The sequence below is a fragment of the Spirochaeta dissipatitropha genome, from assembly GCF_054657935.1.
This window is the reverse complement of the sequence record NZ_BAAHXT010000005.1, coordinates 24,650-48,036: the sequence shown is the minus strand read 5'-3', so window position 1 is coordinate 48,036 and position 23,387 is coordinate 24,650. Positions and strand designations below refer to the sequence as shown.

Below are 23,387 nucleotides of genomic sequence, written 5' to 3'. Positions count from 1 at the left end.
TATGAGCTTGAAAATAAACAACCTGACAGTACATTACCAGACTCTGCGCGGGGAGGTTGAGGCTCTTGATGACATAAGCCTGGAAATAAGCCATGGGGAAATCATGGGGCTGGCTGGAGAATCCGGTTGCGGAAAAACCACTCTTGCCAACAGTCTGATACGGCTGGTGCCGCCAATGAAGCTGATCTCCGGAACCGTCAGCATGGAAGGCAAGGAGCTGCCGATTGCTGACAATGTGACCATGGACAAGCATCGCCTCCGGGATGTTGCGATTATACCTCAGTATGCTATGAGCGCAATGAATCCTACCAGGAAGATAGGCCGCATGGTGCATGAGCTGATGTCCTCAAAGAATATCCCTGTAAAGACATACCTTCCAGCCCTCAAAGAGCGGCTGGAACTGGTTAATCTCTCATCTGAGGTTCTGGATATGTATCCGATAGAGCTATCCGGGGGGATGAAGCAGCGCATGGTAATGGTTATTTCGACTCTCCTGAATCCATCACTGTTGTTGGCGGATGAAATCACCTCAGCACTGGACGTGTCTACGCAGAAAGCGGTCGCACAGATGCTGGTTAAGTTCAGGAACCGTCAGTATGTGAAGAATATTATCGTAGTGACTCATGATATGTCGATTCTTTACCAGGTAGCTGACAGCATACTGGTAATGTATGCTGGCCAGCTAGCTGAGAAAGCACCGACGCATAAAATAATCAATACACCAAGGCATCCATACAGCAAGGCACTTATCGGTTCTCTGCCTGAAGTCGGAATCAAATATGAAGAGAAGCGCCTGCAGGGTATCCCCGGCAGACCTCCTTTACTGATCAATCCACAGAAGGGCTGTCGATTCCGGGACCGCTGTCCCCTGGCATACGACAAGTGCAAGGAAAAACCTCCGTTTATCAAGGTCGCTGAGGATCACTATGTTGCCTGCTGGAAGGAGATCAACCAGAATGATTGAGCTGAAAAATGTTAGCAAAGTCTATAAGACAGGAACCTTTGGAGGAAAGAAACTCCTGGCAGTCAGGGATGTGAGCTTCACTGTCAAGGATGGTGAGGCAGTTTCACTTATCGGTGAATCCGGCAGCGGAAAGAGTACGATTGGCAAGATGATCCTTGGCTTGATAAGAATCAGTGAAGGAGAGATTACTGCCAATGGTGTGCCGGTAAAATCTCTGAAGAACCGAAGGCAACGTAAAAATTATTATCGTAAGGTACAGGGTGTTTTCCAGGACCCCTTCAGCACTTTTAATCCGATTTTCAAGGCTGATAAGGTATTCTACACTATCCATGATGAATTCTTCCCTGAGGTTGCCATGAAGGACTGGAAGGCAAGAATCAACGAAGCCCTGGAAGCAGTAGGGCTCAATCCTGTACAGGTTCTGGATAAATACCCGCATCAGTTGAGCGGCGGTCAGCTTCAGCGCTTTCTTATTGCGCGTGCACTACTTCTGGACATTAACTGCCTGGTTGCAGATGAGGTTATCAGTATGCTCGATGCATCAACAAGGATTGATGTACTGAATCTGCTTGGTGAAATCAAGAAGCGAGGTCTTTCGGTTCTGTTTGTAACCCATGATTTGTCGCTCGGATATTACATCAGCGAAAAAACAGTCATACTGTATCGGGGTCGAGTGGTCGAGATTGGTGATACCAAGCGAATATTTGATAACACTCTGCATCCGTATACAAAAATGCTTATGGAGTCGGTCCCACGACTGGACAAGCAATGGGATGAAGAGGAGACGGTTATAAGTTCAAGTGTGAGGACACAGAATGAAACCGGCTGTGTATATCATCATCGCTGCAGATTCGCAGATGAAAAGCTCGGTTGTATGCATCAGCAGCCGCCATTATATCGGGTTGAGGATGAGCATGAGGTAGCCTGTTTCCTGTACAGGGAAGGATCTGTCAAAGAGGAATAGAATAGTGCTTGCATGTTTAGTGAATACAGTTTACTATTAGGAAACCGGTTTCGTTGCGTGGGAATGCCGGGAAAAATAAATCAAGAGGAGTACTTCAATGAGTACAAAAACAATTGTCAGAAATACAGCCGCATTACCTGCTATTCCCTGGGAAGATAAACCAGCAGACGAGCGTAATGCAATGTGGAGATACTCGGAGAACCCGGTAGTTCCGCAGGATGCTATACCAACTTCCAATAGTATTTTCAATTCTGCGGTTGTACCGTTCGAGGATGGTTTTGCAGGGGTGTTTCGCTGTGATGATACTGCACGTCGAATGAACATACACAGAGGAACCAGTGCAGATGGAATCAACTGGAAAATCGATCATGAGCCGATTCAGTTTATAAAGGAACAAGCAGATATTCCGGATCATGAATACAAGTATGATCCACGCGTAATCAAGATTGATGATACCTATTATATTGTCTGGTGTGCTGGTTACCGTGGTGCCGGCATTGGTCTGGGTTATACGAAAGACTTCAAGACCTTTCATCAGCTTGAGAATCCTCTAATGCCGTATAACAGGAATGGAGTGCTGTTTCCGAGAAAGATTGATGGTAAATATGTTCTGTTGAGCCGACCAAGCGACTCCGGACATACCCCTTTCGGAGATATTTTTCTGTGCAGCAGTCCTGATTTACAGCATTGGGGAACTCATCGATTTGTAATGGGTGCGCTTGGCAGTGACTCACCATGGCAGAGCACTAAAATCGGAGCCGGTCCTGCTCCGATAGAAACCAGTGAAGGCTGGTTGCTGCTGTATCATGGTGTATTAACAAGCTGTAATGGCTTTGTATATGCAATGGGCTCGGCCCTTCTGGATCTTGATGAGCCATGGAAGGTAATTGCACGCAGTAAGCCCTATATACTTTCACCTAAAACCGCGTATGAGCGAACTGGCGATGTGCAGAATGTACTTTTCCCTTGTGCGGCCCTTGTTGATGGTGAAACCGGCCGTCTGGCGATGTACTACGGAGCCGCAGACACCGTTACCGGCCTGGCCTTTGGTTATGTCGATGAAATAGTGGCTTTCACAAAAAACAACTCTCTTTGATGCTCGGTTAATACCTGGTTTTCGAATCTATATTGCCCTGCCGGTCCTTCCTTCTTCCTCCTGGAAGGGCCGGCCTTTTTATGGCAGCAGCTATAGCCATTCTTCCTGCAGGATTTCACCATCAATAGAAATGACAACGGATTTAAGGGGTATTTTCCGCTGTGCTGTAGCTGCAGCTTCACGGGCAATTCTGACAAGGCCGCTGCAGCAGGGAACCTCCATTGTCACGACAGTCATGGTATTAAGCTGCGCATGCTCGATCATCTGTGTGAGTTTGTGGACATAATTTTCCTGACTCGAGTCCAGTTTGGGACATGCAATTGCTGCAATTTTCCCATGCAGAAAATCTCTGTGAAATGACCCGTAGGCAAAGGCTGTGCAGTCGGCTGCCAGAACAAGATCTGCACGGCGAAGATACGGCGCTGCTGGATTCAGCAGATGCAGCTGCACCGGCCATTGCCTGAGTTCACTCGGGTTATCCTGCTCGATTCCGCTATTCCTGGCGGGTCCAGGCTCTGCCTGCCTCAGACTTCTGGCCGCAGCTCCGGGACAGCCTCCGCCTGCATGCATCTGCATGCCGGGCATTGTTTTCATTGCGAAATCGGGAATACTGCTCTCCCTGTTATCTTCAGATACAAGCTGTATTCCCTGTGTCTCAAGATACTGATATGCCTGGGCAAGATATTCGTTCTGCTTATGCTGCTTGAGGTGATCGATATGAGCCTGAATAACATTCGGCCCACCGGCACATATCTTCTGCATAACCTTGAATTCGTCATAGGCTTCAGCTTCCCGTTTCTCTATACTCATGGCACCGGTAGGGCAGGCTCCGACGCATACCCCGATTCCTTCACACATGAGATCAGAAATCAGCCGTGCTTTCCCATCGATTATCTGCAGTGCACCCTGGTGACAGTTCGGGATACAGTTTCCGCATCCGATACATAGATCCTCGTTTATTTCAATTATTTCACGTTCCATATCTGCTATGTTACAGCCACTTTTGAAAATCATCGGTAATATATGTTACATTAGCCTCATGAATCTTCAGCTGATTGATTATTTCTGGTCTGGAGCTATAGATGGCCCTCCATTGTGGGAAGGCTTGAATCCCGATGCTCTGGCATACCTGCGTACTAATTTTTCCTGGAAATATCATGATTTCAGTAAAGGTGTCCTTGTATACTCAATGGGAACAGAACTTGACAGACTGTACCTGCTGGTTTCCGGAAGTCTTTCAGCAGAAATCGTTGATCCTGAGGGTAGGGTGCTGAAAATCGAGACTCTTGAGCAGGGTGCGATTCTGGCAGGTCCCGTATTGTTTTCTTCCGATCCGCACTTGCCGGTACAGCTGACTGCAGAGACTGACTGCTGCATAACATCCCTGGAAAAACAGGAAGCGCTGAGGCTGTTCAGTAATAATCCCCGGATACTTTCCAACTTTCTGAAAGAAGCCGGGGACAAGGTTGTTTTCCTGTCGGAAAAAATACGTTTGCTCCGTTTTGCAACTATACGGGAAAAGGCAGCCGGATATTTTCTTGAGATTTCCAGGCGTGCAGCGTCTGCTGCCGAGCCTCCAGTAGATCATACAGAATATGTCCGGGTACAACTGCGGTATTCTCTGGAATCACTTGCTGATCTCTTTGGCGTTACCAGGCCGGCACTGTCCCGTTGTCTTGGTGAAATGGTCGATGAAGGACTCCTTGCGCGTTATGCGAAAGGTATATACGGGGTAAACCGGAAAGAACTGAGAAAAATCATGCATCGGTAATAGTATCGGTAATATATGTTACCGAATCTCCTGACTTCAGGGCCTACACTCTGTGTGGACTATGACGTGATTCAAAAGGAGATGTGAGTATGAATATGTTTTGTTTTCAGTGCCAGGAGGCAGCAAAGAATACCGGCTGCGACATACAGGGTGTGTGCGGCAAGAAGCCGGATACTGCAGGTTATCAGGATCTATTGATCTACACGCTAAAAGGGCTTTCAGTAGCAGCACTTTCCTGCGGGAGCAGTACGGAACGCGGTCTTGCTGCCAGGTGTGTTGCTCAGGGACTTTTTGCCACCATTACAAATGCCAATTTTGACAACGATCGGCTCACTGAATTGATTCGCGAAGCACTGGTGCTTCGTGATTCACTTCGTCAATCTGTAACTGCTCAGCAGTATAGCACTGAGACGGAGTCCCTTTTCGAACACGATGCAGTGAACTGGGTGGCAGAAGAAACGGACTGGCTTAATATATGCAGGACAATCGGTGTACTCTCCGAAGCAGATGAGGATATACGATCCCTGAAAGAACTGATTGTCTACGGATTGAAAGGCATTGCTGCCTATGCTGAACATGCAGCAGTTCTGGGTCATGAGGATTCAGAGGTCCAGGATTTTATTCTGCAGACAATGGCAGTTCTTCTGGAGGTTAAGTCAGTTGACGAGCTTGTTGCGCTGACGCTGCAGACAGGAGAGGCAGCAGTGAAAACCATGGCACTGCTTGATACTGCCAACACCAGCACTTACGGTAAACCTGAAATTACAGAAGTAAACATTGGTGTCGGCACGCGTCCCGGAATACTTATATCCGGACATGATCTGAAGGACATGGAACAACTTCTGGAGCAGACCAGGGATTGTGGAATAGATATCTACACCCACTCGGAAATGCTTCCGGCACATTATTACCCGAAATTCAAGCAGTATCCACATTTTACAGGAAATTACGGAAATGCATGGTGGAAGCAGGACAAGGAGTTTGCTTCATTTAACGGGCCGATTCTCATGACGACCAACTGTATTGTGCCTGTCCGTTCCGAATACAAGGACCGTATCTATACCACTGGTATGGCAGGATACCCAGGTGTACAGCATGTACCGGAAACAGATGGTGTGAAGGATTTCTCTGCCATTATCGAACAGGCAAAAAGTTGTGCTCCTCCGGATGAAATAGAGCAGGGGACTATCGTCGGCGGTTTTGCCCATGATCAGGTGCTGGCTCTGGCTGATAAGGTTGTAGAGGCCATTAAGAGCGGAGCTATTCAGCGATTTGTGGTCATGGGCGGCTGTGATGGCCGTCAGAAAGGCAGATCATATTTCACGGAATTGGCAGATAATCTGCCGGATAATACGGTAATTCTTACAGCTGGATGTGCCAAGTACCGCTACAATAAGTTGAAGCTTGGCACTATAGATGGAATCCCCCGGGTTCTTGATGCCGGTCAGTGTAACGATTCTTATTCACTGGCTGTAATAGCACTCAAGCTGAAAGAGGTATTTGGTTTTGATGATATCAACGAACTTCCAATCTCATTTGACCTGGCATGGTATGAGCAGAAGGCAGTAGCTGTTTTACTTGCTCTGCTGAGCCTTGGCGTAAAGGGAATCAGACTTGGACCCAGCCTGCCGGCATTTCTGTCACCGAACGTGGCGAAAGTGCTCGTGGAAAATTTCGGTATCAAAGGAATAGGTGAGGTTCAGGAAGATATTGCAGCGATGATGCAGGGAGCTTGATAAACCGGAGATTTCACTCAAGCAAACTGCTCAGGGACATTTTTCTATCACCTTCCGGGGCCAGCACCTGGGACCTCGGAAGGTGGTTTTTATCTGGCCATCGGACAAGGCGTATGTCATCTCCAGTTATTTCCAGGCCCGTAATCTGTCCGTCTGTATAACAGCAGCAGCCGGTGTTGAAATAGCGAAGCTGCTTCTGTCCTGAACCGCTGCCTTCCTTACCGCTCTTCTGCTTTTCTTCCTGTGCGCGTACCCATTCCAGTTCAGCTGAAAGCTCGGCAATTCTATGCGGTTCTGCGTTTTTTTGCCTGAGTTTTTCGATCTCGCTTTTTATCTGATCCGGATGCGTCTGTGAAGCAAATACAGGACGATGGGTATGACCTGCAATCAGAATGACTCCGGGATGTTCACTTGTCCAGTCATTGAGGGCCTTGTTGTGTCCTTCACGCAGTTCCCAGCTGTCGGCAGGAGTACTGTGAGAGAATCCGCTGATTCGCTGGAAAGGACGGTACAGCAGACGCACCATGCCGCGGGCTATTTTCCCCCAGCGGTCGCCTTCACGTGACCCTTGATGTCCGTGAACAAGAAACAACTGGCCTATCTCTTTTGAGTCTTGTATAACAGGAAGCAGGACAGCCTCGTGTACTGCAAGATCCGGGCCGAATATCGGAGCAAGATAGCGCTTGACCTGAAGACTGCTCTCCCATTCATCATCGTGGTTTCCCCAGATTCTGATATATCTGTTTTTCCTGTGAAATTTTGCTTCCAGCTCAAGACTGTGATGATAAGCCTGCGTGACTTTTCCTGGATGCTCCTGCCAGAGCTCCTCGGCATCACCAAGAATTACAAGTGTATATCCAAGCTCGTAATACCAGGCCAGAGACGCATTAAATGCCCTCTCTGAATGGCGGAAATCATCAGCGCGGTCACGTTTTCCTCTGTGCAGGTCAGACAGAATAATGTATCTGGAGGAATCTGATTCAGTATCAACCCCAAAAAGAGGTGGACTTCCATGTCTGTTTTCTCTTGAGAGCTTCTCATAAAGTTTGTTGAGAGCAACGTGAATATGCCGGAATGATGCAGATTTCCTCATTTCCGAATGGTTCCATTATTTCCCGGATTTGTCAAACTATTATGAGTAGTTAGAAAAAACCACAAAGTTTTGCCTCATTTCCTTTTCCTGCTGAGAATTACATCAATATCCAGGTGTTTCTGATAATTGCCGTGTTTTTTCTGCTCTAAGTTTCAGCAGGAAAAACACTTGTAGAATAGTCTTTGTGGTTTTTTCTAACTACCGGAAATGTGTTTGAAACACAAGGCTTTTCTGACTATACTCGGGTTATACGCTATGAAGATTCTATGTATTTCTGACAATGAAGACCCACTACTCTACAATAATTCCGTCGGTGAGCGATTCCAGGATATCGATGTAATTCTTTCTGCGGGAGATCTGGATTCTACATACTATGATTTTCTTGTCAGCAGGCTGAATGTGCCTTTGTTTTTCGTCTTCGGCAATCATAATCTGAATGGCATCAGTGAATACCGTAAGGAATATGCTGCTATGTCGTTTGTACATAAGCATAAGGATTCAATTGATCGATTTTCCGGCATGATTTATACCGGGGGCAGCTGTCGCAGGCATGAAGCTCTGCTTATTGCAGGCCTTGGTGGTAGCCGCCGATATAATAACGGATGGAATCAGTTCACCGAATTCAGCATGGCATTATACGCACTCCGTTTGCTTCCGGGCCTGTTGTATAATCGCCTGCGTTATGGACGCTTTCTGGATGTGCTCCTGACGCACGCGGCACCATGGGGCATCCATGACCGGGACGACACCTGTCATCGAGGTTTCAGGTTTTTTCTGTTTTTCATGCGTATATTTAAACCTGATTATCTTGTTCATGGGCATGTTCACTTATATGACCCCAAACAGACCAGGGTAAGCCGTTATGCAGATACAACTGTTGTAAATGCATATAATCATTATGTTATTGAATTGGAGGATTAAATGCCCTCAGATTATGTTGATATGAAAGCCCGGGATGACTTCAACAAGGCAAAACAACAGGCGACTATTTCTGGAATCCTCAGTGCGTTGACGCCGCATAAACAAAACCTTCTCTCTCTTGAGGATGTCCGGAAGCTGGTAAAGCCCAAGAGTGAAACATATAAAGGTATGCAGACAGTTCCTGTCGAGAAGATTGTTGGCAGTGAAGGTCGCTACCAGGATTTCTCACGGGCATTTCTGCCGAAATACGAGTATCTCAGACACCGATGGGAGAATGTAGATAAGGCTCATCACACCGATGTCATTCTGCCACCGGTTAAATTATACCAGATCAGCAATGTCTATTTTGTCCGTGACGGTAATCACCGGGTTTCGGTAGCCAAGATGCAGGGGCAGATGGAAATTGATGCTGAGGTCATTGAGTTGACCAGTGAAATCGAGGTCTCCGAGGATATGACTGTCCGTGATCTTGAGGATCTTGTTATAGCCTATGAAAAGGACCGGGTTTTCAAGGAAACCCGTCTTGGTGAAATAATACCCGGGGTAGAACTCCAGTTTACCGAGCCAGGCCGGTTTATAGAAATTCTGCGCCATATTCAGGGACATAAATATTTTATCAATATGGATGTAGATGAGGAAATTCCCTTTGTAGAAGCAGGACGAAGCTGGTATGAATCAATCTACAAACCGATTATTGATATTATCCGCTCGCAGAATTATGTGCAGCGTTTTCCAAACCGTACCGAGAGTGACCTGTATATGTGGATTGTCCAGCATTGGGATAGTCTGAAACAGAGATACGGTGCCGATTTCAGTCTCGAAATGGCAGCCGATGATTATTCACGAGCATTTGGAAAAGGTCTGTTCTCACAGTTCAAGGATCTGATTTTCTCCTGGATCAAAAACCTCAGAAAGTCCTGAAAGGTGTTTTCATAGTCAGGTAAACCGGGTTACAATCAGGAATGTCACATAAAAAAGCGCATTTTCAAGGGAATCCGCTGTATCTGGATTTATCAGACTTTACTGAAGGTGAGCCGGTTTCCGCCCTTCCCGGCGTACCTCAGCCTCATGAAGTGTTCGATAAAATGGCGATACGTATTCCTTCAGGGAAGCAGGTGCAGTTTGTAGTCGGAGATAATCTGGACGGCTACTATAATGGACTTACGTATTCAGATAATGCACCTGGATATATACACTCCTCTGGAAGCGGCTTTCGTTCGGCTCTATGGTTCGAGGACGGGAAGGCTGTAGAGAATATGAGTGACTGTAGCTGGACAGATGTCTTGCCGTTTGGAACTATCAGCCGTCACGGTACTGACATACAGAGTCAGATGTGCATCCATAGTGGAAACAGGGCTGTGAGTCTACGCTGCAGCAGTACAGACAGGACTCGCAGAGCACAGCTTTCCGTACGGGCTTCTTTTCATTTACCGATTACTGAACTCGGCCTGACGGCCCCCGGTATTTTGACCGCGAAAACCTCTCTGAAGGAGAACATTACCAGTGCTGGTATGGATGAGTGGTATGTTGCAGCTGCCGCAAGCGCTGAAGTAGAAGTGCAGATCGTCGGACAGGGTTTTGAGCTGCGCTCACAGAAAGCAGTCCCTGAACTTACAGTTGTTCTTGGTTTCGGAGCAACTGAAAAAGAGGCTGAATCTGCTGTTAAAAGACTCATCTCTCATGATCCGTTTATTGTCGAACAGAACAGAATCTATACCCAGCTTGCACAGACCTGGTTCTGGACAGATAGTGATCAAAACTACAGCAAAGCCTCTCTCTGGGCAAAATATTCCGCAGGTACAATGCTTGTTAATGAATTCGGGCTGGGCATCTGGGCCGGTCTGCCTTGGTTCAAGGATTACTGGGGCAGGGACACCTTTATAACATTTCCGGGAGCTCTTCTGGCTGCCGGGCATTTCTCAGCGGCCAGAGAGCTGATACTGAGCTTTTCTGATCTTCAATGTCTTGATACTGAAAGTCCGTATTACGGCCGGATTCCCAACAGAGTGACCACTCCTGACAAGGCCATGTACAACACCACAGACGGTACTGCATGGATGCTCAGGGAAATAATGGAATACCTTCGATATACCGGGGATACTGCCTTCGCTGCCGAAATCTACCCTGTGATTGAGCGAGCGGTGGAAGGCGGATTGAAAAATTATGCAGACGAATCAGGATTTCTCAATCACCATGCTGCCGACACCTGGATGGATGCCAAATTCCTGCCGGATTATGAAAGTATGCAGGGTAAGGAGGCTGACAGAATCCGAAGCAGACTGGATGCTGATTCCGCTGGATTGCTGCCATGGTCAGGCAGAGAATCAAAGGCAGTTGAGATTCAGGTGCTCTGGCACACTGCCCTTGAAACTGCTATCTGGATAGCCCGCAGGCTTGGAATGGACAGTCATGTCAGGAAGTGGGAATCGGAAGCTGCAAAGCTGCGGGAAAACTTTCTCTCTGAATTCTGGAATTCCGGACGTGGTCAGCTTGCAGACAGAATCCGCTCCGACGGCCGTGCTGATTACAGCGTACGTCCGAATCAGCTACTGCTGCTGACATTACCGTTTGAAACCCGGATGGCACATAAAGAAATAGAGATAGCCGTTCTCAGGAATGCCGTGGATGAACTGCTTGTGCCGCATGGAGTGCTTTCACTCTCCCAGAATCATCTTGATTCCGATGGGAACTGCTGGTTTCATCCGTATCATGATAATCAGGCTCTCTATCATAAAGATGCAGCATATCACAACGGGACTATATGGCACTGGAATGCGGGTTTTATGGTGTCAGCGCTTGTTCGCTACGGCATGCTGCAGAACGCAGCAGAATTGAGTTCGAATCTTGCAGCGCAGATATTGACTATAGGCTGTGTGGGAGCATTGAGCGAGAATATGGATGCCTTTCCTGCTCCTGACGGAGGTATTACGCCAAGCGGAACCTTCAGTCAGGCATGGAGCGTCTCCGAGTTTGTGCGCAACACCTATCAGGATTATGCCGGTTTCCGCCCCAATCTGCTGGAAGGAAAACTATTCCTGTTGATTGCAGCTCCTGATCACTGGGAAGATTATCAGGCTGTGTACACCTTCGGCTGTCCGGCTTCCGGAGAGGGACGTCTGGAAATCACATTCACCTCAGCCACACGGACACTATCCAGAACTAAACCTCACGTTAAACGCAGGGCCCACGTAAGCATCAGCTATTATGGCAGTCGTGAGGATCTATCACTGGTTCTGCAACAGGCTGGACCGGATGGGCCTGGAACAGTACAGGAAACGTCTCTCGTACCAGGGAAAACAGAATTAATAGAATTTGACCGGACAGCTCCCCAGGCAGTCCGCAAAGGCGCAGGCTTGCAGATGGAAAGAATATTCCAGGTGCAGCAAGGCAATAATATTCTCCAGGGAATAATCGAATCACAGCAAAACAACAAAGGAACAACATAGTGATCAAGGAAGCAGTTTTACACATACCAAACTCACAGGATGCATATGGATTACCCGGCAGTCGTGTGGTTATCCGGTTTCGCAGCGCAAGAAATGATATGGAGTCAGTGTCATTATGGTATGTGGACAAGTATTTATTTCCACACAGCGGTAAATACCATCAGGTTGAAATGACCAGGACAGCACATTGCAGCTTGTTTGATTATTACGAAGCTGAGGTGGATTTTCATTTTATCAGCATGCAGTATTTCTTCCTGTTGAAAACTGCTGCAGGTGAAGAGATATACTATGGAAAGGATAGGTTTCAGGAAGAAGTTCCATCCAATATTGGCCGGATGTACAATTTTCCGGTTCTTGCTGAATCAGTGCTTCTGCAGGTTCCAGAATGGGCTGAACGCGCTATTGCCTATCAGATATTCCCCGAGAGATTTCATCGAGCCGCCGAACTTCCCGCCAGCCGTAAACTCGATGATTGGTATGGAGATGTGCATAATCGCAGTTTTCTCGGGGGGAACCTGCCTGGTATACTGGAAAAACTTGAATATCTCGATGATCTTGGTATTAACCTGATTTATCTGAATCCGGTATTTACATCGGATTCGAATCATAAATATGACACCAGGGATTACTTCGAGGTCGACCCTGATTTCGGTACGAAGGATGATCTCAAGCGCCTGGTAGATGCAGCCCACAGCAGAAATATCAGGGTCATATTTGATGGAGTCTTCAACCATACGGGGAAAGACTTTTTCGCTTTCCAGGATGTCCTGGAAAAAGGCGAGGAATCAGAGTATGTGAACTGGTTCACTATTGATTCCCTGCCGATTGATCCCAAGGTAGAGTATGGTCCTGATCTGCAGTACAAGTCATTCGGATATTATCACCGAATGCCAAAACTGAATCATGCAAATCCTGCAGTCGCTGATTACATATGCAAAGTAGGTCGGTACTGGATTGAAGAATTCGGAATTGACGGCTGGAGAATGGATGTAGCCGATGAGGTTCCCTTCGATCTATGGCGGCGTTTCAGAACAGAGATGCATGAAGTCAAGCCGGATGTACTCCTGCTGGCAGAGATATGGTATGATTCCCGGCCCTGGCTGAATGGAGATCAGTTTGATTCAGTCATGAATTATCTCTTTTTTGATTCTGTCATCGATTTTATCGCCAAGGGGAAAATATCTGCATCAGAATTCGGCGATCGGTTGGGGCACATCCGGGGTATCTATAAAAAACCAGTGTTTAATATTCTCTGGAACCTGATAGACAGCCACGATACCCCCCGTTTCCTCCATCGTGCTGAAGAAGATTTGAATAAACTCAAGCTGGCAGCACTGATTCAGTTTACTTTCCCTGGTATTCCATCAATTTATTATGGAGATGAGATTGGTATGAGCGGAGGGCAGGATCCGGATTGCCGGAGAGGAATGCGCTGGGATCTCCTTGAAGAACGTTCAGAGCTGAGAAACTACTACAAGCGACTTGTATCGCTCAGGACAGAAACAGAGGTACTACAAACGGGAGACTTTATTCATGCATTTGCCGATGACAATGCTGGTGTATATGCCTATAGCAGAAAACTGGGCAAGCAGGAGTATCTGGTTATATTGAATAACGGAATGCAGAGCTATTTATTCCGCAATGACAGACAGATACACGAGCTTATTTCCGAGACTGCGACAGGAACCGAGATTGCAGTCCCTGCCGGGCAGGGAGTTATTCTCGCTTTCAGATAAAAGATAAGATAAAAGTACTGTGAGCGCAAAAAAAGCTCCATGAACAGATACATACTCTGTTCATGGAGCTTTTTGTTTTACATCTTCAGATATTCAGCCGAGCCTCAGTTTTTGATGCGCAGCTCCGTCTCGCTATCGAAATAGTGAATTGCTTCAAGGTCGAAACCGAAGTCGTATACAGTATCTTCTGTGAATTTGTAGTGACCTGGTGTAGAAATAGTGAGTTCTGATCCATCATCAAGCTGAGCGTACAGTATTTTTTCCTTGCCGAGCATTTCTATATTCAGAATTTTTGCTCTGAAGGTATCGGCTGACTTTGCTCTGCTGTCAAAGCGTTCCGGGCGAATGCCAACGGTCACTGCCTTGCCTTCATAGGCTTTTAAAGCCTCAGCATCAGCCGCTTCAGGGCTGATAGTAATCAGGCCATTGTCGGCGACAAATTTACCGCTCTGCATTTTCCCTTTGATCATATTTATACTGGGAGATCCGATGAATCGAGCGACAAAAATATTCGCTGGTTCGTTATAGAATTCTTCCGGGTGACCCATTTGCTGAATATTTCCGTCGTTCATAAGTATGATCATATCAGCCATTGTCATAGCCTCAATCTGGTCGTGGGTAACATATATTGAGGTAGTTCCGAGCTTCTTGTGCAGGCGCACCAGTTCAACCCGCATGTGTTCACGCAGCTTGGCATCGAGGTTGGAAAGCGGTTCATCCATGAGAAACACACTCGGACTCCGCACCATTGCCCGACCAAGCGCTACACGCTGACGCTGTCCTCCGGAAATATCGGACGGCTTCGAATACAGATGTTTTTTTACCTGTAGTACTTCGGCAGCCTCCAGGACTCGTTCGTCGATCATTTTCTTTGGTTCTTTTCTCATGGTCAGAGAAAAGGCCATGTTGTCGTAGACTGTCATATGCGGGTACAGGGCGTAGGACTGGAATACCATCGCAATATCACGGTCTTTTGACGGGATTTTATTCATGCGCTTTCCGTCAAACAGCAGGTCCCCTTCTGTAACCGAATTCAGACCTGCCAGCATGCGGAGCAGGGTAGTCTTTCCACAGCCCGAGGGGCCGAGAATGACACAGAAATCCTTGGACTGTATCTCCAGATTGATGTTCCGCAGTGTCCATTCCTCGTTGCCTTCGTATTTCTTGCCTATATTTTTTAATGTTACCTTCATGAATTAACTCCTCTGTATATCAATGCATCCTTGGTATGTGCTGCTGATTTCATTAGCCTTTCACCGCCCCGCTGGCCAGACCGGATACCAGCTGTTTGTTCAGTACAATGAATAGAATGGCAATAGGTATTGCGGTCAGCAAACCTCCAGCTGCAAATGCAGGCTGATTGATCGTCCGCTCATCGCTGATGAGCGTAAACAAACCAGCTGCCAGGGTGTAGTCTGCCCGGCTCCGCAAGAGTACTGCCGGAAGCAGGTAGTCTGCGAATGGGCCGATAAAGGACCACAGACCGATCAAGGCCAGCATGGGCTTTGCAATCGGCATGAGAATCAGACGGTATACTTTCATATTGGAGCAGCCGTCTATTCGAGCTGCATCGTCCAGTTCGGTTGATACAGAGTCCAGGTACATCTTCATTACAAAGGTGTTCATGGCTATTGCACCACCGGAATAGATCAGGATCAGCATCATCTGGCGGGAAAACCATGGTGCAACCGAAGCAACAACCGTATGCAGAGTGTAGAACACCGGAATCGCAGTGAATGCAGGTATAGTCTGCACAAGCATGACGGTCATGAGTGATTGTTTTCTACCGGTAAAGCGGAATCGGGAATACGCATAGCTGGTAAATGAGGTGAATATTACCGTAACTATCGCTGTCATACCGGCGATAAAGATTGTATTTACAACCCAGCGGAGATACAGTGTTTCCTGGAATAAATGCTCGTAATGCTTGGTTGAAAATACGAAATTGTCATTGGTCATAAGCCGTGTGCCCTGACGGCCGTTGAAGGCTGACATAACCATTTGTGATAAGGGCCAGATAATACCCCAGGACCAGGCAATCAGGATGGTATACATTATAATCACACCAATCATACCGAGTACCGTCAGGGGCTGTTTATCCGACAGGTGCAGTTTGTCTTTTCTGTTAAGAAGTTTAATCATAGCCGTTCCTCTTTAAAGGCCTTGGAGTTTCTGAATCCCAGGAATGCGAAGAACATCAATCCTACGGCAACAATTATTGAAATTGCCGCTCCGATGGACTGATACTGATTCTGCATGACCAGCTTGAAAATGTAGGATGCCAGGATATCTGTTCCACCCGCCAGGTGTCCGTAAACACTGGGATTATACGGTCCGCCTTCGTTGAACAACCATATAATGCTGAAGTTGTTGAAATTGAAGGTATACTGACCCACCAGCAGTGGTGCTGTCTGGAACAGAACAATTGGTACGGTTATTCTCCGTAGCTTCTGCAATGCAGTCGCACCATCGATCTGGGCAGCTTCATAGAGATCGTTGGGAATAGCCTGCAGGACACCGGTAAACAGTAGAAAGACATATGAGCTTCCCAGCCATGTCTGCAGCAGAATCAGGGTAATCCTCGACAGCAGGACATCCGTTCTTACCCATACTCTGGCATTGAACAGATTGCTCAGAATCTGTGTCAGGGCACCGGTTGGAGACAGCATGATTGCAAAGAACATAATAGTAATGAATGCTGGCACCGCCCAGGGTAGAATATATATGGTCCTGAATAATCCCTTGAATTTTACCCGCTCATGGTTCACAAAAACGGCCAGGAAGAAGCCGACAATTATCGGCAGGGTTGAGGCAACTAGCGTCCAGATTATTGTCCAGCCGAGAACCAGCCAGAATACCGATCCGGCCAGACCTTGCCCAAGAAAGAGCATCCGGTAATTCGCAATGCCAACCCAGGGGAATTTAGCCTGATTGTTGGGATCCATACCTGTGAAAGACAAAAGAATAGTGGTGGCAATCGGTATCAGAACAATAAACATAATTATGAGAAGGGCAGGGGTAGATACGAGAAGAGGAAAACCCTCCTGCTCGATTGTGGCAGTGGTTTCAAACCAGTTCTTCTGCCGTGTTCCTTTGATCATACCCTTTTCGGTACGATACGCATCAAGGAAACTGATCATGCCGATTCCAAAAGAGATAATCATCAGAAAAATTGCGATTACTCCCTCAATCATAAAAATCAGCGAGCGGTCTATTCTTCGTGCTCCTTCAGCCAGGCTGATGAGCCCCGAAATACCAGTTCCCTGATAATTACCATAACCCAGGGCATAAGGCACTGCCATGCTGTAAATAAATAGGGTACAGACAGTGAACAGGGCTGCTTTTATGTACTGTTTGTTCAGTAGTTGAGCCAGGCCGGGTACCAGAAGACCGATCCAGGCATTTATTGCTTGCCGCTTCTCTATCTCCACTGGTGTATTCCGGCGTGCATCTGAAATATTCGAGTTCAGAACCCAGACTTTCTGGGCTGTACCTTTTTTCAGAATGTAACGCTTCCCGACAATTACTTCCTTCATATTCTTTTCTTCAATTGAATATGAGTTCAGTTTGATGGTCTCATTCATCCGTTTCCGGAGTTCGATAATTCCTTTATGCAGAGCCCTGTCGGAAATCATACCGTCTTTACGCTTCTGCTTTAGTTTGGCCTTTCCTTCAGCCAGCTTTATTTTCTCTTCCTTCTTCAGGCGTTTAAACTCAAGTTCAGCCTGTCGCTGTTTTTCTTTGTCTATATTCCCGATTTTCTTTTTTGCAGATGCAAGTTCAGCTTTGGTATGTATATAGTGTTCGATAATCTCGGGGAGCTGTTGTGTGCGCATGCTGAACTCTTTGAAGGCCATGTCTGCTTCATAGCAGATATCGGTATGTTCCTTATAGAATTCAGCTTTCTCGATACTTATATACAAGTCTTCACGGAAAGCTCTCAGCTTCCGGGATTCATTTGCATCCAGAGTTTTGCGGAAATCAGCAGTTTTTGCTTTCAGCTCCTGCAGGAACTGTTTCTCGGTTTCCTTGAACTCCCGGAGTTTTACAATATACGGATGGTCGTTCCTGTTTTTCTTCAGTTCTGCAATTTCTCTGCGGATTTCAGCTGCCTTGACTTTATCGGCATCAGCTAACTGCTCATGTAGTGTGTGCAAGTCAAGTAAGTATTTGTTTTTCCGCTCGTATGCATTCCCGATGTCATCGTACAGGTAAACGCTGTATGTTTTTTTCAAAATTTCCCTGCCTTTACTGTAGTTTGCTCTCACGAATCACCTGGACCAGTGACAGATTTGTCAGCAACAAAATAAGATGCAGCACAATATAGGCCGGAAAGAACACAGTACGTAATTCCAGACCGGTAATATTGTACGCCAAGCCCCCCAATATCAGTACTGACCACATGAAGACAAATAATGTATTCACCCTTATTAATTTATAGGATGCATACGAGTATATTGCAAATGCGAAAGGAATCACCAGTTTCATCATGTACTGGCTCAATCGGGCTGTTACATACATATCGAAACTCTGTTCCGCCAGCGCCATGTCTGCATCAGCAAGCCAGGCATGGAAGAACTCAAGATCCTTGACGTAGAACAGCACCTCAATCGAATTGAGAAAAATAATGGCCGCAGTTGATATCAGGATAATATAAAGATGTGTTTTGGGCAGCTTGGTATAGGAGTTCAGCTGTAACCCCCTTTAGTATGAGAAAGAGAAGCAGACAGATCCGCTTCTCTTTCCCGGCTTGAAATAATAGCTTCCTATAGGTTGCCAAGCAGGGCTTTAAAGCCTGCCTGCACTTCAGCATAGGCAGCTTCAACACTGCCAGGTCGAACAGATGCCCATGAAAGCATGCTGTTTTCCCATGTTCCCCATACCTGACCCCATTCAGTGAACAGTGGTCGTGCAGGAGCATCCTGGTAGGACTCAACAACAGCAGCAACAACAGTCTTGTCAGTTGCGCCGAGGTCAGAGTTCAGATAAACAGATGCAGGAACGTTTTCCATAATTTTACCGGTAGACTTGAAGAAGTCAATGGCAAAAGCTGGGTTGATAAGCTCTTCAATAAATGCAACAGCCAGTTCGGTTTTGGCTGCATCACCTTCGGTACGGGCATTGATACCCATTGCCCAGCCACCTTTCCAGTGAAGAAGAGGATTGCCGTTCAGGGTTACCTGATTCATAGGAAGAATCTTGATATTATCAGCACCGGCACGGTCGGTGAGTGCACCGGTTGACCATGGGCCTTCAAGACGGATTGCAGTTGCTCCACCCGGCTCGAATTCAGCATCCATATATCCCCAGGCTGAGCTTGCATCCCAGAGAGGAGTACCAGCTGCTTCATGTGCTGCCCAGTACTCGTACAGTGCACGGAATGCATCCTGTTTTTCCGGAGCAAGGTCTGCCCAGTCTGCGGTAAGATCAGAGTAAAAACCACCCTGTCCATCCATTTCCAGGAATTCAATTCCAGCAGAGTTAGTCAAAGCAACACCGAACCATGCATTAAATACTGGTACCAGCATGGCATCATAAGCCAGATCAGTTAATTCGATTGTGGAATCAGTATCAATTCCTGCTGCTGCTGCATTTTCAGTGTTCACAAAGTTGATCAGGGTTTCAATGTTCATAGGAAAACCAAAGTATTCGCCATCAACCTTGAATGCTCCGCCGAGGCCTGCTTCGTAATCATCAAATCCGCCAACACGGGCAGCCATTGCGGGGCCGTCAATTGGTGCCAGTACATCATTGTTCACAAGGCCGTAGATCCGGTCAGCAGGAAATGCGAACACGTCTGCAACATCCGGGTTACCAGCATCGGTACCATCGAGTACATCAAGCATATCGAAGGATCCGGACTCAATGAGTCTGATGCTTGCATTCGGGTACTGCTCCAGAACACGGGCTACAGTTGCTTCGTAGTAGTCGAGCCAGCCGTCTTCAACCTGGACGGTAATGCTGGCGCCGCGGGCTGCTGTAGCCTGCTGTCCACCGGCAAAAAGCGCTACCGGCGCAACGAGCACTGCCAATACAATAAGTATTGAAACAATTTTTTTCATAGAAAACTCCTTTGACCTAAATCGGTTTAATAAAAGTGTAGCACCATTGATTATACAATGCAAGGAGAAATTTTCCTGAAATTGAAGATTTTTTTCGGAAGCAGTCAAGAAAAGCATTTCATAAACCAATTTAACTTGTGATGTACCGGTTTATCTGTTAGCGTTAAGATATGAGTGGATTAATTCAACCGGATGATAAACCGGGTTATGATTTTTTTATCCTTGATTTATACGGAACCCTGGTAGATATACATACTGACGAATCAAGTCCGGCTTTCTGGGAGCAGATCAGCATGTTTTTCCGCTATAATGGCGCCGATTGGACCTGGGCAGATCTTCAACGATCCTATAATCGGACATTATCCCTTCAGTTCGGTGAATGCAGCTATACTCACTGGCCTGAAATCCCTCTGGAAGATATCTTTTCACAGTTATACCGTGCCAAAGGGGTAATTCCAGATGAATACCTGATCCGTCACACGACTCTGATGTTCCGTGTCTCCTCAACTAAATATATCAGGCTGTATGACGATACAATTCGTGTCCTTGAAGCCCTGCAGTCTGCCGGTAAGAAACTGTACCTGCTGTCCAACGCTCAGGGAGGCTTCACACGACCTGAACTGGCAAGCCTTGGAATCGATCATTATTTCCAGGAACTATTTATTTCAAGCGAGAAGGGCCGTTGCAAGCCGGATCCGGAATTCCTGCATGAGCTGATTCACTCCGAGGGAATCAAGCCCGCAGCCGCAGTTCTGATCGGCAATGATCTTACAACTGATATTCAGGTCGCTGAATCCTGTGGCATCGACAGCGTGTATCTTCATACAAATCACAGCCGCGATGAATGGCTTGATCAGGCAGCCAGTCATGCAAAATTCATCGTTCCGGACGGCAGTCTATCCACGGTACTCAAGCTGATCGGGAATATTGATCAATAATGTGGAGGAGGGGGTTCGTCATGGAGAAAGCTTCCGCCGCTTTCTTCAGCTGATTTACTTTTCTCTTCAAGCCGTTTGACCTGTGCTCTGAGAGTATCAATCAGTTTATGCTGTTCATAGACCGTTTGACTCAGTTGTTCAATATTCATTTCCATAAAAGCCTGCCGGCTCTCCAGCTCTTCAATACGTTCTTCCATTATGTAATTCAGCTCCTTGCCCATATTATACTGAAAAACGCTCGACATGACTGTTAACCTGGGTGATTGCCCGTGAATTATTCGAGATCATTCCTGCAATTTGACCCGTTGTTACACTGATTTTCTCTACGTCCGTTTCTATTACTTTCATTTCATCACTCATACGCTTTGAGAGTTCCCTCAGCTGCAGCATGTTCTGCACGATCACATGTGCTCCCTGTCTCATTTCTATGGCATCCTCCCGCACCGTTTCACTTACATTATTCATAGCAGATAGAGCCTCAAGTACCTGGGTTGAACCTTGATTCTGCTCGCTCATTGCATCATGAATTTCCTTCTCGTGTTGACTCACGGTAGTTATCAGCTGATCAACTTCCTGGAATCCACTACCTGCATCCATAACAGCCTTAACCGCATGATCAATTGATCGCTTCACTTCCTTCAGATGTGTACCAACCTCACGGGATTGTGCGGTAGATTTTTCTGCCAGACCGCGAATTTCATCGGCAACAACTGAAAAACCTGCCCCGGCACTCCCTGCATGTGCTGCTTCTATAGCAGCATTCATGGCAAGCAGGTTGGTCAGGGCAGCAATCGCCGAGATCATCTTGTTCGCATCACTTAAAAGTACCGACATCTCGGAAACACTGTGTATCAGGGTATTGGCGTCACTTATTTTTGTTCTTCCTGCATCAGCTGCTGACTGAAGCTGGGTGTAGTATCCCTGAATCTGTTCGGTATTTCTGGAAACTGACTGGATGCTCGATATCATTTCTTCAATACCAGCACTTGACTGGCTGACCATGGCTGCCTGCTCACTGATTGAATGCTGCAGCCCTTCAATCCTTGATTCAATCTGTTCGATACTGCTGCTGGTGGAAGCCACTGCTTCCGATTCCTTCTGGACCAGTTCGGCAATACTGTGAACCGATGTTGATATTTCGTCTACAACCTGCTGCAGATGTGAACTGCCACCGGAAAGTTCAATATTACTGCTGTCAAGGTCTTTCATCGAGAGATGTATTTCCTTGACCATCACGCGGAGTGATTCAGTGTACCGGTTGAAGCTGTCTGTCAGATCACCAATTGCATTGAAGTTAAGGATGCATGCACGCGATGTCAGGTCAGATGCTTCGGAAGAGGTCAATTGCACAATGCGCTCCTGCAGCATACGTGTTTGATCCCTGTCTTCCCAGCGAGACAAGAGTATTATGATAAAACTAATACAGCCGAAAAATATTCCTATCGATAGTAATGAAGCAATGGGATGTTCGGGGCCTTGGTACGCCGGATTTCTGCTGGTGAAATAACGGAGCACATAGGCAAGATGAATCACCGTAGCTAATGTCGTTGCCAGAACATTAATGTAATCCTTGCCGCTGTTGAACAGATCGATTTCTCCGGCTCGTATATGCTCCATATGCAGGGCTTGCTTCGCTTCAATCAGGAAGTGATTGATTAATACGGCATTCATAGTAGCAGACAGCAAACCTTCACTGATCTTGAAAGCCAGAACCCAGGGAAGCGGAGTACCACCGGGGCTTTGCCAGTTATTGAGAGCGAAGAAAGCAAGGGTACCCAGGGTCCAGAAACTTATTGTCACGATAATGAGCATCCAGGGCAGACCAAGTGCGGCTTTTCTGGCAGCACCATATCCTGCTTCATCTGTCGAACCGCTTTTTGACAGGTATTTCTGCAGGGGGCGAAGCATAATGTGTATAGCAACTATCAGTACAATCACCATTACAGCCATGAGTAGAAAGATCAATGGTTTCTGGAATGTAAAAGTCAGACGTGCGAGCATGGGCTGATCAAGGCTGATATTAAAGGAATGGGTGAAAGCCTCGCCAAGAACAAGGGTCATAAGCGGAACCACAGCTATACTCAGATATATAGGGAGCATAAAACTCCTGCTTTTCACCATCTTTTTACATCCTTTATTATGTAATTGTAGATACTGCCATGCCGGCTGTCAAATCGATCTGAATGCTTCTTTTTACGTCCAGGCAGTCAGTATGAAGCTCATCAGTATTACAGAAACCAGTGGGTATAATGAGTCGATTATCCATAGTTGAATACTGCCGCCGAACATTGCGTTCGATAGCCCGGGGCCGGCATGAAAGCCTATCCACATGCTGATGCCTGCCAGTAGAACCGTTCCCACTGAAGTAAGTCCTGCAATATTGATCAGAAATGCCATAGCAGCAGCCAGCAACAGTCCTGTCAACAGGCCGGAAAGATACATCCATATGGTCGGCCCCATGTCAGGATCAGCTTCCATATCGAGTCCTTTTGCTTTAGCCCAGGGTTTAGCAAAGAGCAGAGGGGAGTACCAGAAGGCTCCAATTACCCAATGCAGCACAGCCGATACCAGTACAGCCCAGATATTAATCGATATATTCATGTGTCTTCTCCAGATTTGACTATTATATTACCTATATACTAATATATAAAGCAGAAATC

20 protein-coding genes are annotated in these 23,387 nt (G+C 46.8%); 10 read left to right on the top strand and 10 right to left on the bottom strand.

All coding sequences use genetic code 11. The features are described from left to right. Window position 1 precedes the first annotated feature (1 nt). From ACYQ2L_RS07145 to ACYQ2L_RS07135, 3 genes are all read left to right on the top strand, one after another. The gene (locus ACYQ2L_RS07145; protein WP_460053363.1) at window positions 2-964 is read left to right on the top strand and encodes an ABC transporter ATP-binding protein; all 963 of its coding nucleotides are present in this window, start codon (window positions 2-4) and stop codon (window positions 962-964) included. Next, complete coding sequence (locus ACYQ2L_RS07140) at window positions 957-1,928, top strand: ABC transporter ATP-binding protein (RefSeq protein WP_460053360.1); 972 nt, start codon at window positions 957-959, stop codon at window positions 1,926-1,928. The genes ACYQ2L_RS07145 and ACYQ2L_RS07140 overlap by 8 nt, the downstream gene beginning before the upstream one ends. Window positions 1,929-2,025: 97 nt before the next feature. Continuing rightward, window positions 2,026-3,024: a glycoside hydrolase family 130 protein gene (locus ACYQ2L_RS07135; protein ID WP_460053355.1), complete on the top strand. Its 999-nt coding sequence runs from the start codon at window positions 2,026-2,028 to the stop codon at window positions 3,022-3,024. A 90-nt stretch (window positions 3,025-3,114) separates the two neighbouring features. Here ACYQ2L_RS07135 and ACYQ2L_RS07130 read toward each other — a convergent pair whose 3' ends face one another. Then, window positions 3,115-4,005, bottom strand: a complete 891-nt coding sequence (locus tag ACYQ2L_RS07130; protein ID WP_460053349.1) for an ATP-binding protein — start codon at window positions 4,003-4,005, stop codon at window positions 3,115-3,117. 58 nt (window positions 4,006-4,063) lie between these two features. Here ACYQ2L_RS07130 and ACYQ2L_RS07125 point away from each other — a divergent pair, with 58 nt between their 5' ends. Continuing rightward, window positions 4,064-4,795, top strand: coding sequence for a Crp/Fnr family transcriptional regulator (locus ACYQ2L_RS07125; protein ID WP_460053345.1), 732 nt, complete (start codon window positions 4,064-4,066; stop codon window positions 4,793-4,795). A 95-nt stretch (window positions 4,796-4,890) separates the two neighbouring features. After that, the gene (gene hcp, locus ACYQ2L_RS07120; RefSeq protein ID WP_460053811.1) at window positions 4,891-6,531 is read left to right on the top strand and encodes a hydroxylamine reductase; all 1,641 of its coding nucleotides are present in this window, start codon (window positions 4,891-4,893) and stop codon (window positions 6,529-6,531) included. A gap of 13 nt (window positions 6,532-6,544) precedes the next feature. Here hcp and ACYQ2L_RS07115 read toward each other — a convergent pair whose 3' ends face one another. Further along, on the bottom strand, window positions 6,545-7,624 hold the full coding sequence (locus ACYQ2L_RS07115; RefSeq protein ID WP_460053341.1) for a metallophosphoesterase: 1,080 nt from the start codon (window positions 7,622-7,624) through the stop codon (window positions 6,545-6,547). Between the two features lie 255 nt (window positions 7,625-7,879). Between ACYQ2L_RS07115 and ACYQ2L_RS07110 the strand changes: the two genes are divergently transcribed. Genes ACYQ2L_RS07110 through ACYQ2L_RS07095 form a run of 4 tightly spaced genes read left to right on the top strand, consistent with a single transcriptional unit; the run spans window position 7,880 to window position 13,727 of the window. Next, a complete protein-coding gene (locus ACYQ2L_RS07110) occupies window positions 7,880-8,545 on the top strand; it encodes a metallophosphoesterase (RefSeq protein ID WP_460053338.1) in 666 nt (221 codons plus the stop codon). Continuing rightward, window positions 8,546-9,466, top strand: coding sequence for a transcriptional regulator (locus ACYQ2L_RS07105; protein ID WP_460053333.1), 921 nt, complete (start codon window positions 8,546-8,548; stop codon window positions 9,464-9,466). It begins immediately after the preceding gene. Window positions 9,467-9,507: 41 nt separating this feature from the next. Continuing rightward, window positions 9,508-11,991, top strand: a complete 2,484-nt coding sequence (locus ACYQ2L_RS07100) for an amylo-alpha-1,6-glucosidase (protein ID WP_460053329.1) — start codon at window positions 9,508-9,510, stop codon at window positions 11,989-11,991. Further along, entirely contained in the window at window positions 11,991-13,727 is a 1,737-nt protein-coding gene (locus tag ACYQ2L_RS07095; RefSeq protein ID WP_460053325.1) for a glycoside hydrolase family 13 protein, read from the top strand. The genes ACYQ2L_RS07100 and ACYQ2L_RS07095 overlap by 1 nt, the downstream gene beginning before the upstream one ends. 104 nt (window positions 13,728-13,831) lie before the next feature. Here the strand turns inward: ACYQ2L_RS07095 and ACYQ2L_RS07090 are convergent, their stop codons facing one another. From ACYQ2L_RS07090 to ACYQ2L_RS07070, 5 genes are all read right to left on the bottom strand, one after another. Continuing rightward, window positions 13,832-14,920 (bottom strand): ABC transporter ATP-binding protein, encoded by a 1,089-nt coding sequence (locus ACYQ2L_RS07090; RefSeq protein WP_460053321.1) that lies wholly within the window; start codon window positions 14,918-14,920, stop codon window positions 13,832-13,834. Window positions 14,921-14,972: 52 nt separating this feature from the next. Then, window positions 14,973-15,869, bottom strand: coding sequence for a sugar ABC transporter permease (locus tag ACYQ2L_RS07085; RefSeq protein ID WP_460053318.1), 897 nt, complete (start codon window positions 15,867-15,869; stop codon window positions 14,973-14,975). After that, entirely contained in the window at window positions 15,866-17,962 is a 2,097-nt protein-coding gene (locus tag ACYQ2L_RS07080; protein WP_460053315.1) for a carbohydrate ABC transporter permease, read from the bottom strand. Before ACYQ2L_RS07080 ends, ACYQ2L_RS07085 begins: the two co-directional genes overlap by 4 nt. A gap of 13 nt (window positions 17,963-17,975) precedes the next feature. Beyond that, window positions 17,976-18,332 carry a hypothetical protein gene (locus tag ACYQ2L_RS07075; RefSeq protein WP_460053311.1) on the bottom strand — a complete coding sequence of 119 codons (357 nt, stop codon included), beginning with the start codon at window positions 18,330-18,332 and terminating at the stop codon, window positions 17,976-17,978. A 161-nt stretch (window positions 18,333-18,493) separates the two neighbouring features. Next, window positions 18,494-19,789, bottom strand: a complete 1,296-nt coding sequence (locus tag ACYQ2L_RS07070) for a sugar ABC transporter substrate-binding protein (protein ID WP_460053307.1) — start codon at window positions 19,787-19,789, stop codon at window positions 18,494-18,496. A gap of 170 nt (window positions 19,790-19,959) precedes the next feature. Between ACYQ2L_RS07070 and ACYQ2L_RS07065 the strand changes: the two genes are divergently transcribed. Then, on the top strand, window positions 19,960-20,727 hold the full coding sequence (locus ACYQ2L_RS07065; protein ID WP_460053303.1) for an HAD family hydrolase: 768 nt from the start codon (window positions 19,960-19,962) through the stop codon (window positions 20,725-20,727). On the opposite strand, the gene ACYQ2L_RS07060 is transcribed toward ACYQ2L_RS07065, so the two are convergent. The 3 genes from ACYQ2L_RS07060 to ACYQ2L_RS07050 form a co-directional block, all read right to left on the bottom strand. Then, entirely contained in the window at window positions 20,721-20,924 is a 204-nt protein-coding gene (locus ACYQ2L_RS07060; RefSeq protein WP_460053300.1) for a SlyX family protein, read from the bottom strand. The genes ACYQ2L_RS07065 and ACYQ2L_RS07060 overlap by 7 nt on opposite strands. A gap of 25 nt (window positions 20,925-20,949) precedes the next feature. Beyond that, on the bottom strand, window positions 20,950-22,827 hold the full coding sequence (locus ACYQ2L_RS07055) for a methyl-accepting chemotaxis protein (protein ID WP_460053297.1): 1,878 nt from the start codon (window positions 22,825-22,827) through the stop codon (window positions 20,950-20,952). A gap of 93 nt (window positions 22,828-22,920) precedes the next feature. Next, window positions 22,921-23,328, bottom strand: a complete 408-nt coding sequence (locus ACYQ2L_RS07050) for a DUF1761 domain-containing protein (protein ID WP_460053293.1) — start codon at window positions 23,326-23,328, stop codon at window positions 22,921-22,923. Window positions 23,329-23,387 lie beyond the last annotated feature (59 nt).

What these genes read in the sequence shown, in the direction of transcription:
- hcp (WP_460053811.1), top strand. Translation starts at nt 4,891, where the DNA reads ATGTTTTGTTTTCAGTGCCAGGAGGCAGCAAAGAATACCGGCTGCGAC.
- ACYQ2L_RS07065 (WP_460053303.1), top strand. Translation starts at nt 19,960, where the DNA reads ATGAGTGGATTAATTCAACCGGATGATAAACCGGGTTATGATTTTTTT.
- ACYQ2L_RS07070 (WP_460053307.1), bottom strand. Translation starts at nt 19,789, where the DNA reads ATGAAAAAAATTGTTTCAATACTTATTGTATTGGCAGTGCTCGTTGCG.
- ACYQ2L_RS07125 (WP_460053345.1), top strand. Translation starts at nt 4,064, where the DNA reads ATGAATCTTCAGCTGATTGATTATTTCTGGTCTGGAGCTATAGATGGC.
- ACYQ2L_RS07130 (WP_460053349.1), bottom strand. Translation starts at nt 4,005, where the DNA reads ATGGAACGTGAAATAATTGAAATAAACGAGGATCTATGTATCGGATGC.
- ACYQ2L_RS07140 (WP_460053360.1), top strand. Translation starts at nt 957, where the DNA reads ATGATTGAGCTGAAAAATGTTAGCAAAGTCTATAAGACAGGAACCTTT.
- ACYQ2L_RS07110 (WP_460053338.1), top strand. Translation starts at nt 7,880, where the DNA reads ATGAAGATTCTATGTATTTCTGACAATGAAGACCCACTACTCTACAAT.
- ACYQ2L_RS07090 (WP_460053321.1), bottom strand. Translation starts at nt 14,920, where the DNA reads ATGAAGGTAACATTAAAAAATATAGGCAAGAAATACGAAGGCAACGAG.
- ACYQ2L_RS07135 (WP_460053355.1), top strand. Translation starts at nt 2,026, where the DNA reads ATGAGTACAAAAACAATTGTCAGAAATACAGCCGCATTACCTGCTATT.
- ACYQ2L_RS07055 (WP_460053297.1), bottom strand. Translation starts at nt 22,827, where the DNA reads ATGCTCCCTATATATCTGAGTATAGCTGTGGTTCCGCTTATGACCCTT.
- ACYQ2L_RS07085 (WP_460053318.1), bottom strand. Translation starts at nt 15,869, where the DNA reads ATGATTAAACTTCTTAACAGAAAAGACAAACTGCACCTGTCGGATAAA.
- ACYQ2L_RS07050 (WP_460053293.1), bottom strand. Translation starts at nt 23,328, where the DNA reads ATGAATATATCGATTAATATCTGGGCTGTACTGGTATCGGCTGTGCTG.
- ACYQ2L_RS07100 (WP_460053329.1), top strand. Translation starts at nt 9,508, where the DNA reads ATGTCACATAAAAAAGCGCATTTTCAAGGGAATCCGCTGTATCTGGAT.
- ACYQ2L_RS07060 (WP_460053300.1), bottom strand. Translation starts at nt 20,924, where the DNA reads ATGGAAGAACGTATTGAAGAGCTGGAGAGCCGGCAGGCTTTTATGGAA.
- ACYQ2L_RS07145 (WP_460053363.1), top strand. Translation starts at nt 2, where the DNA reads ATGAGCTTGAAAATAAACAACCTGACAGTACATTACCAGACTCTGCGC.
- ACYQ2L_RS07115 (WP_460053341.1), bottom strand. Translation starts at nt 7,624, where the DNA reads ATGAGGAAATCTGCATCATTCCGGCATATTCACGTTGCTCTCAACAAA.
- ACYQ2L_RS07105 (WP_460053333.1), top strand. Translation starts at nt 8,546, where the DNA reads ATGCCCTCAGATTATGTTGATATGAAAGCCCGGGATGACTTCAACAAG.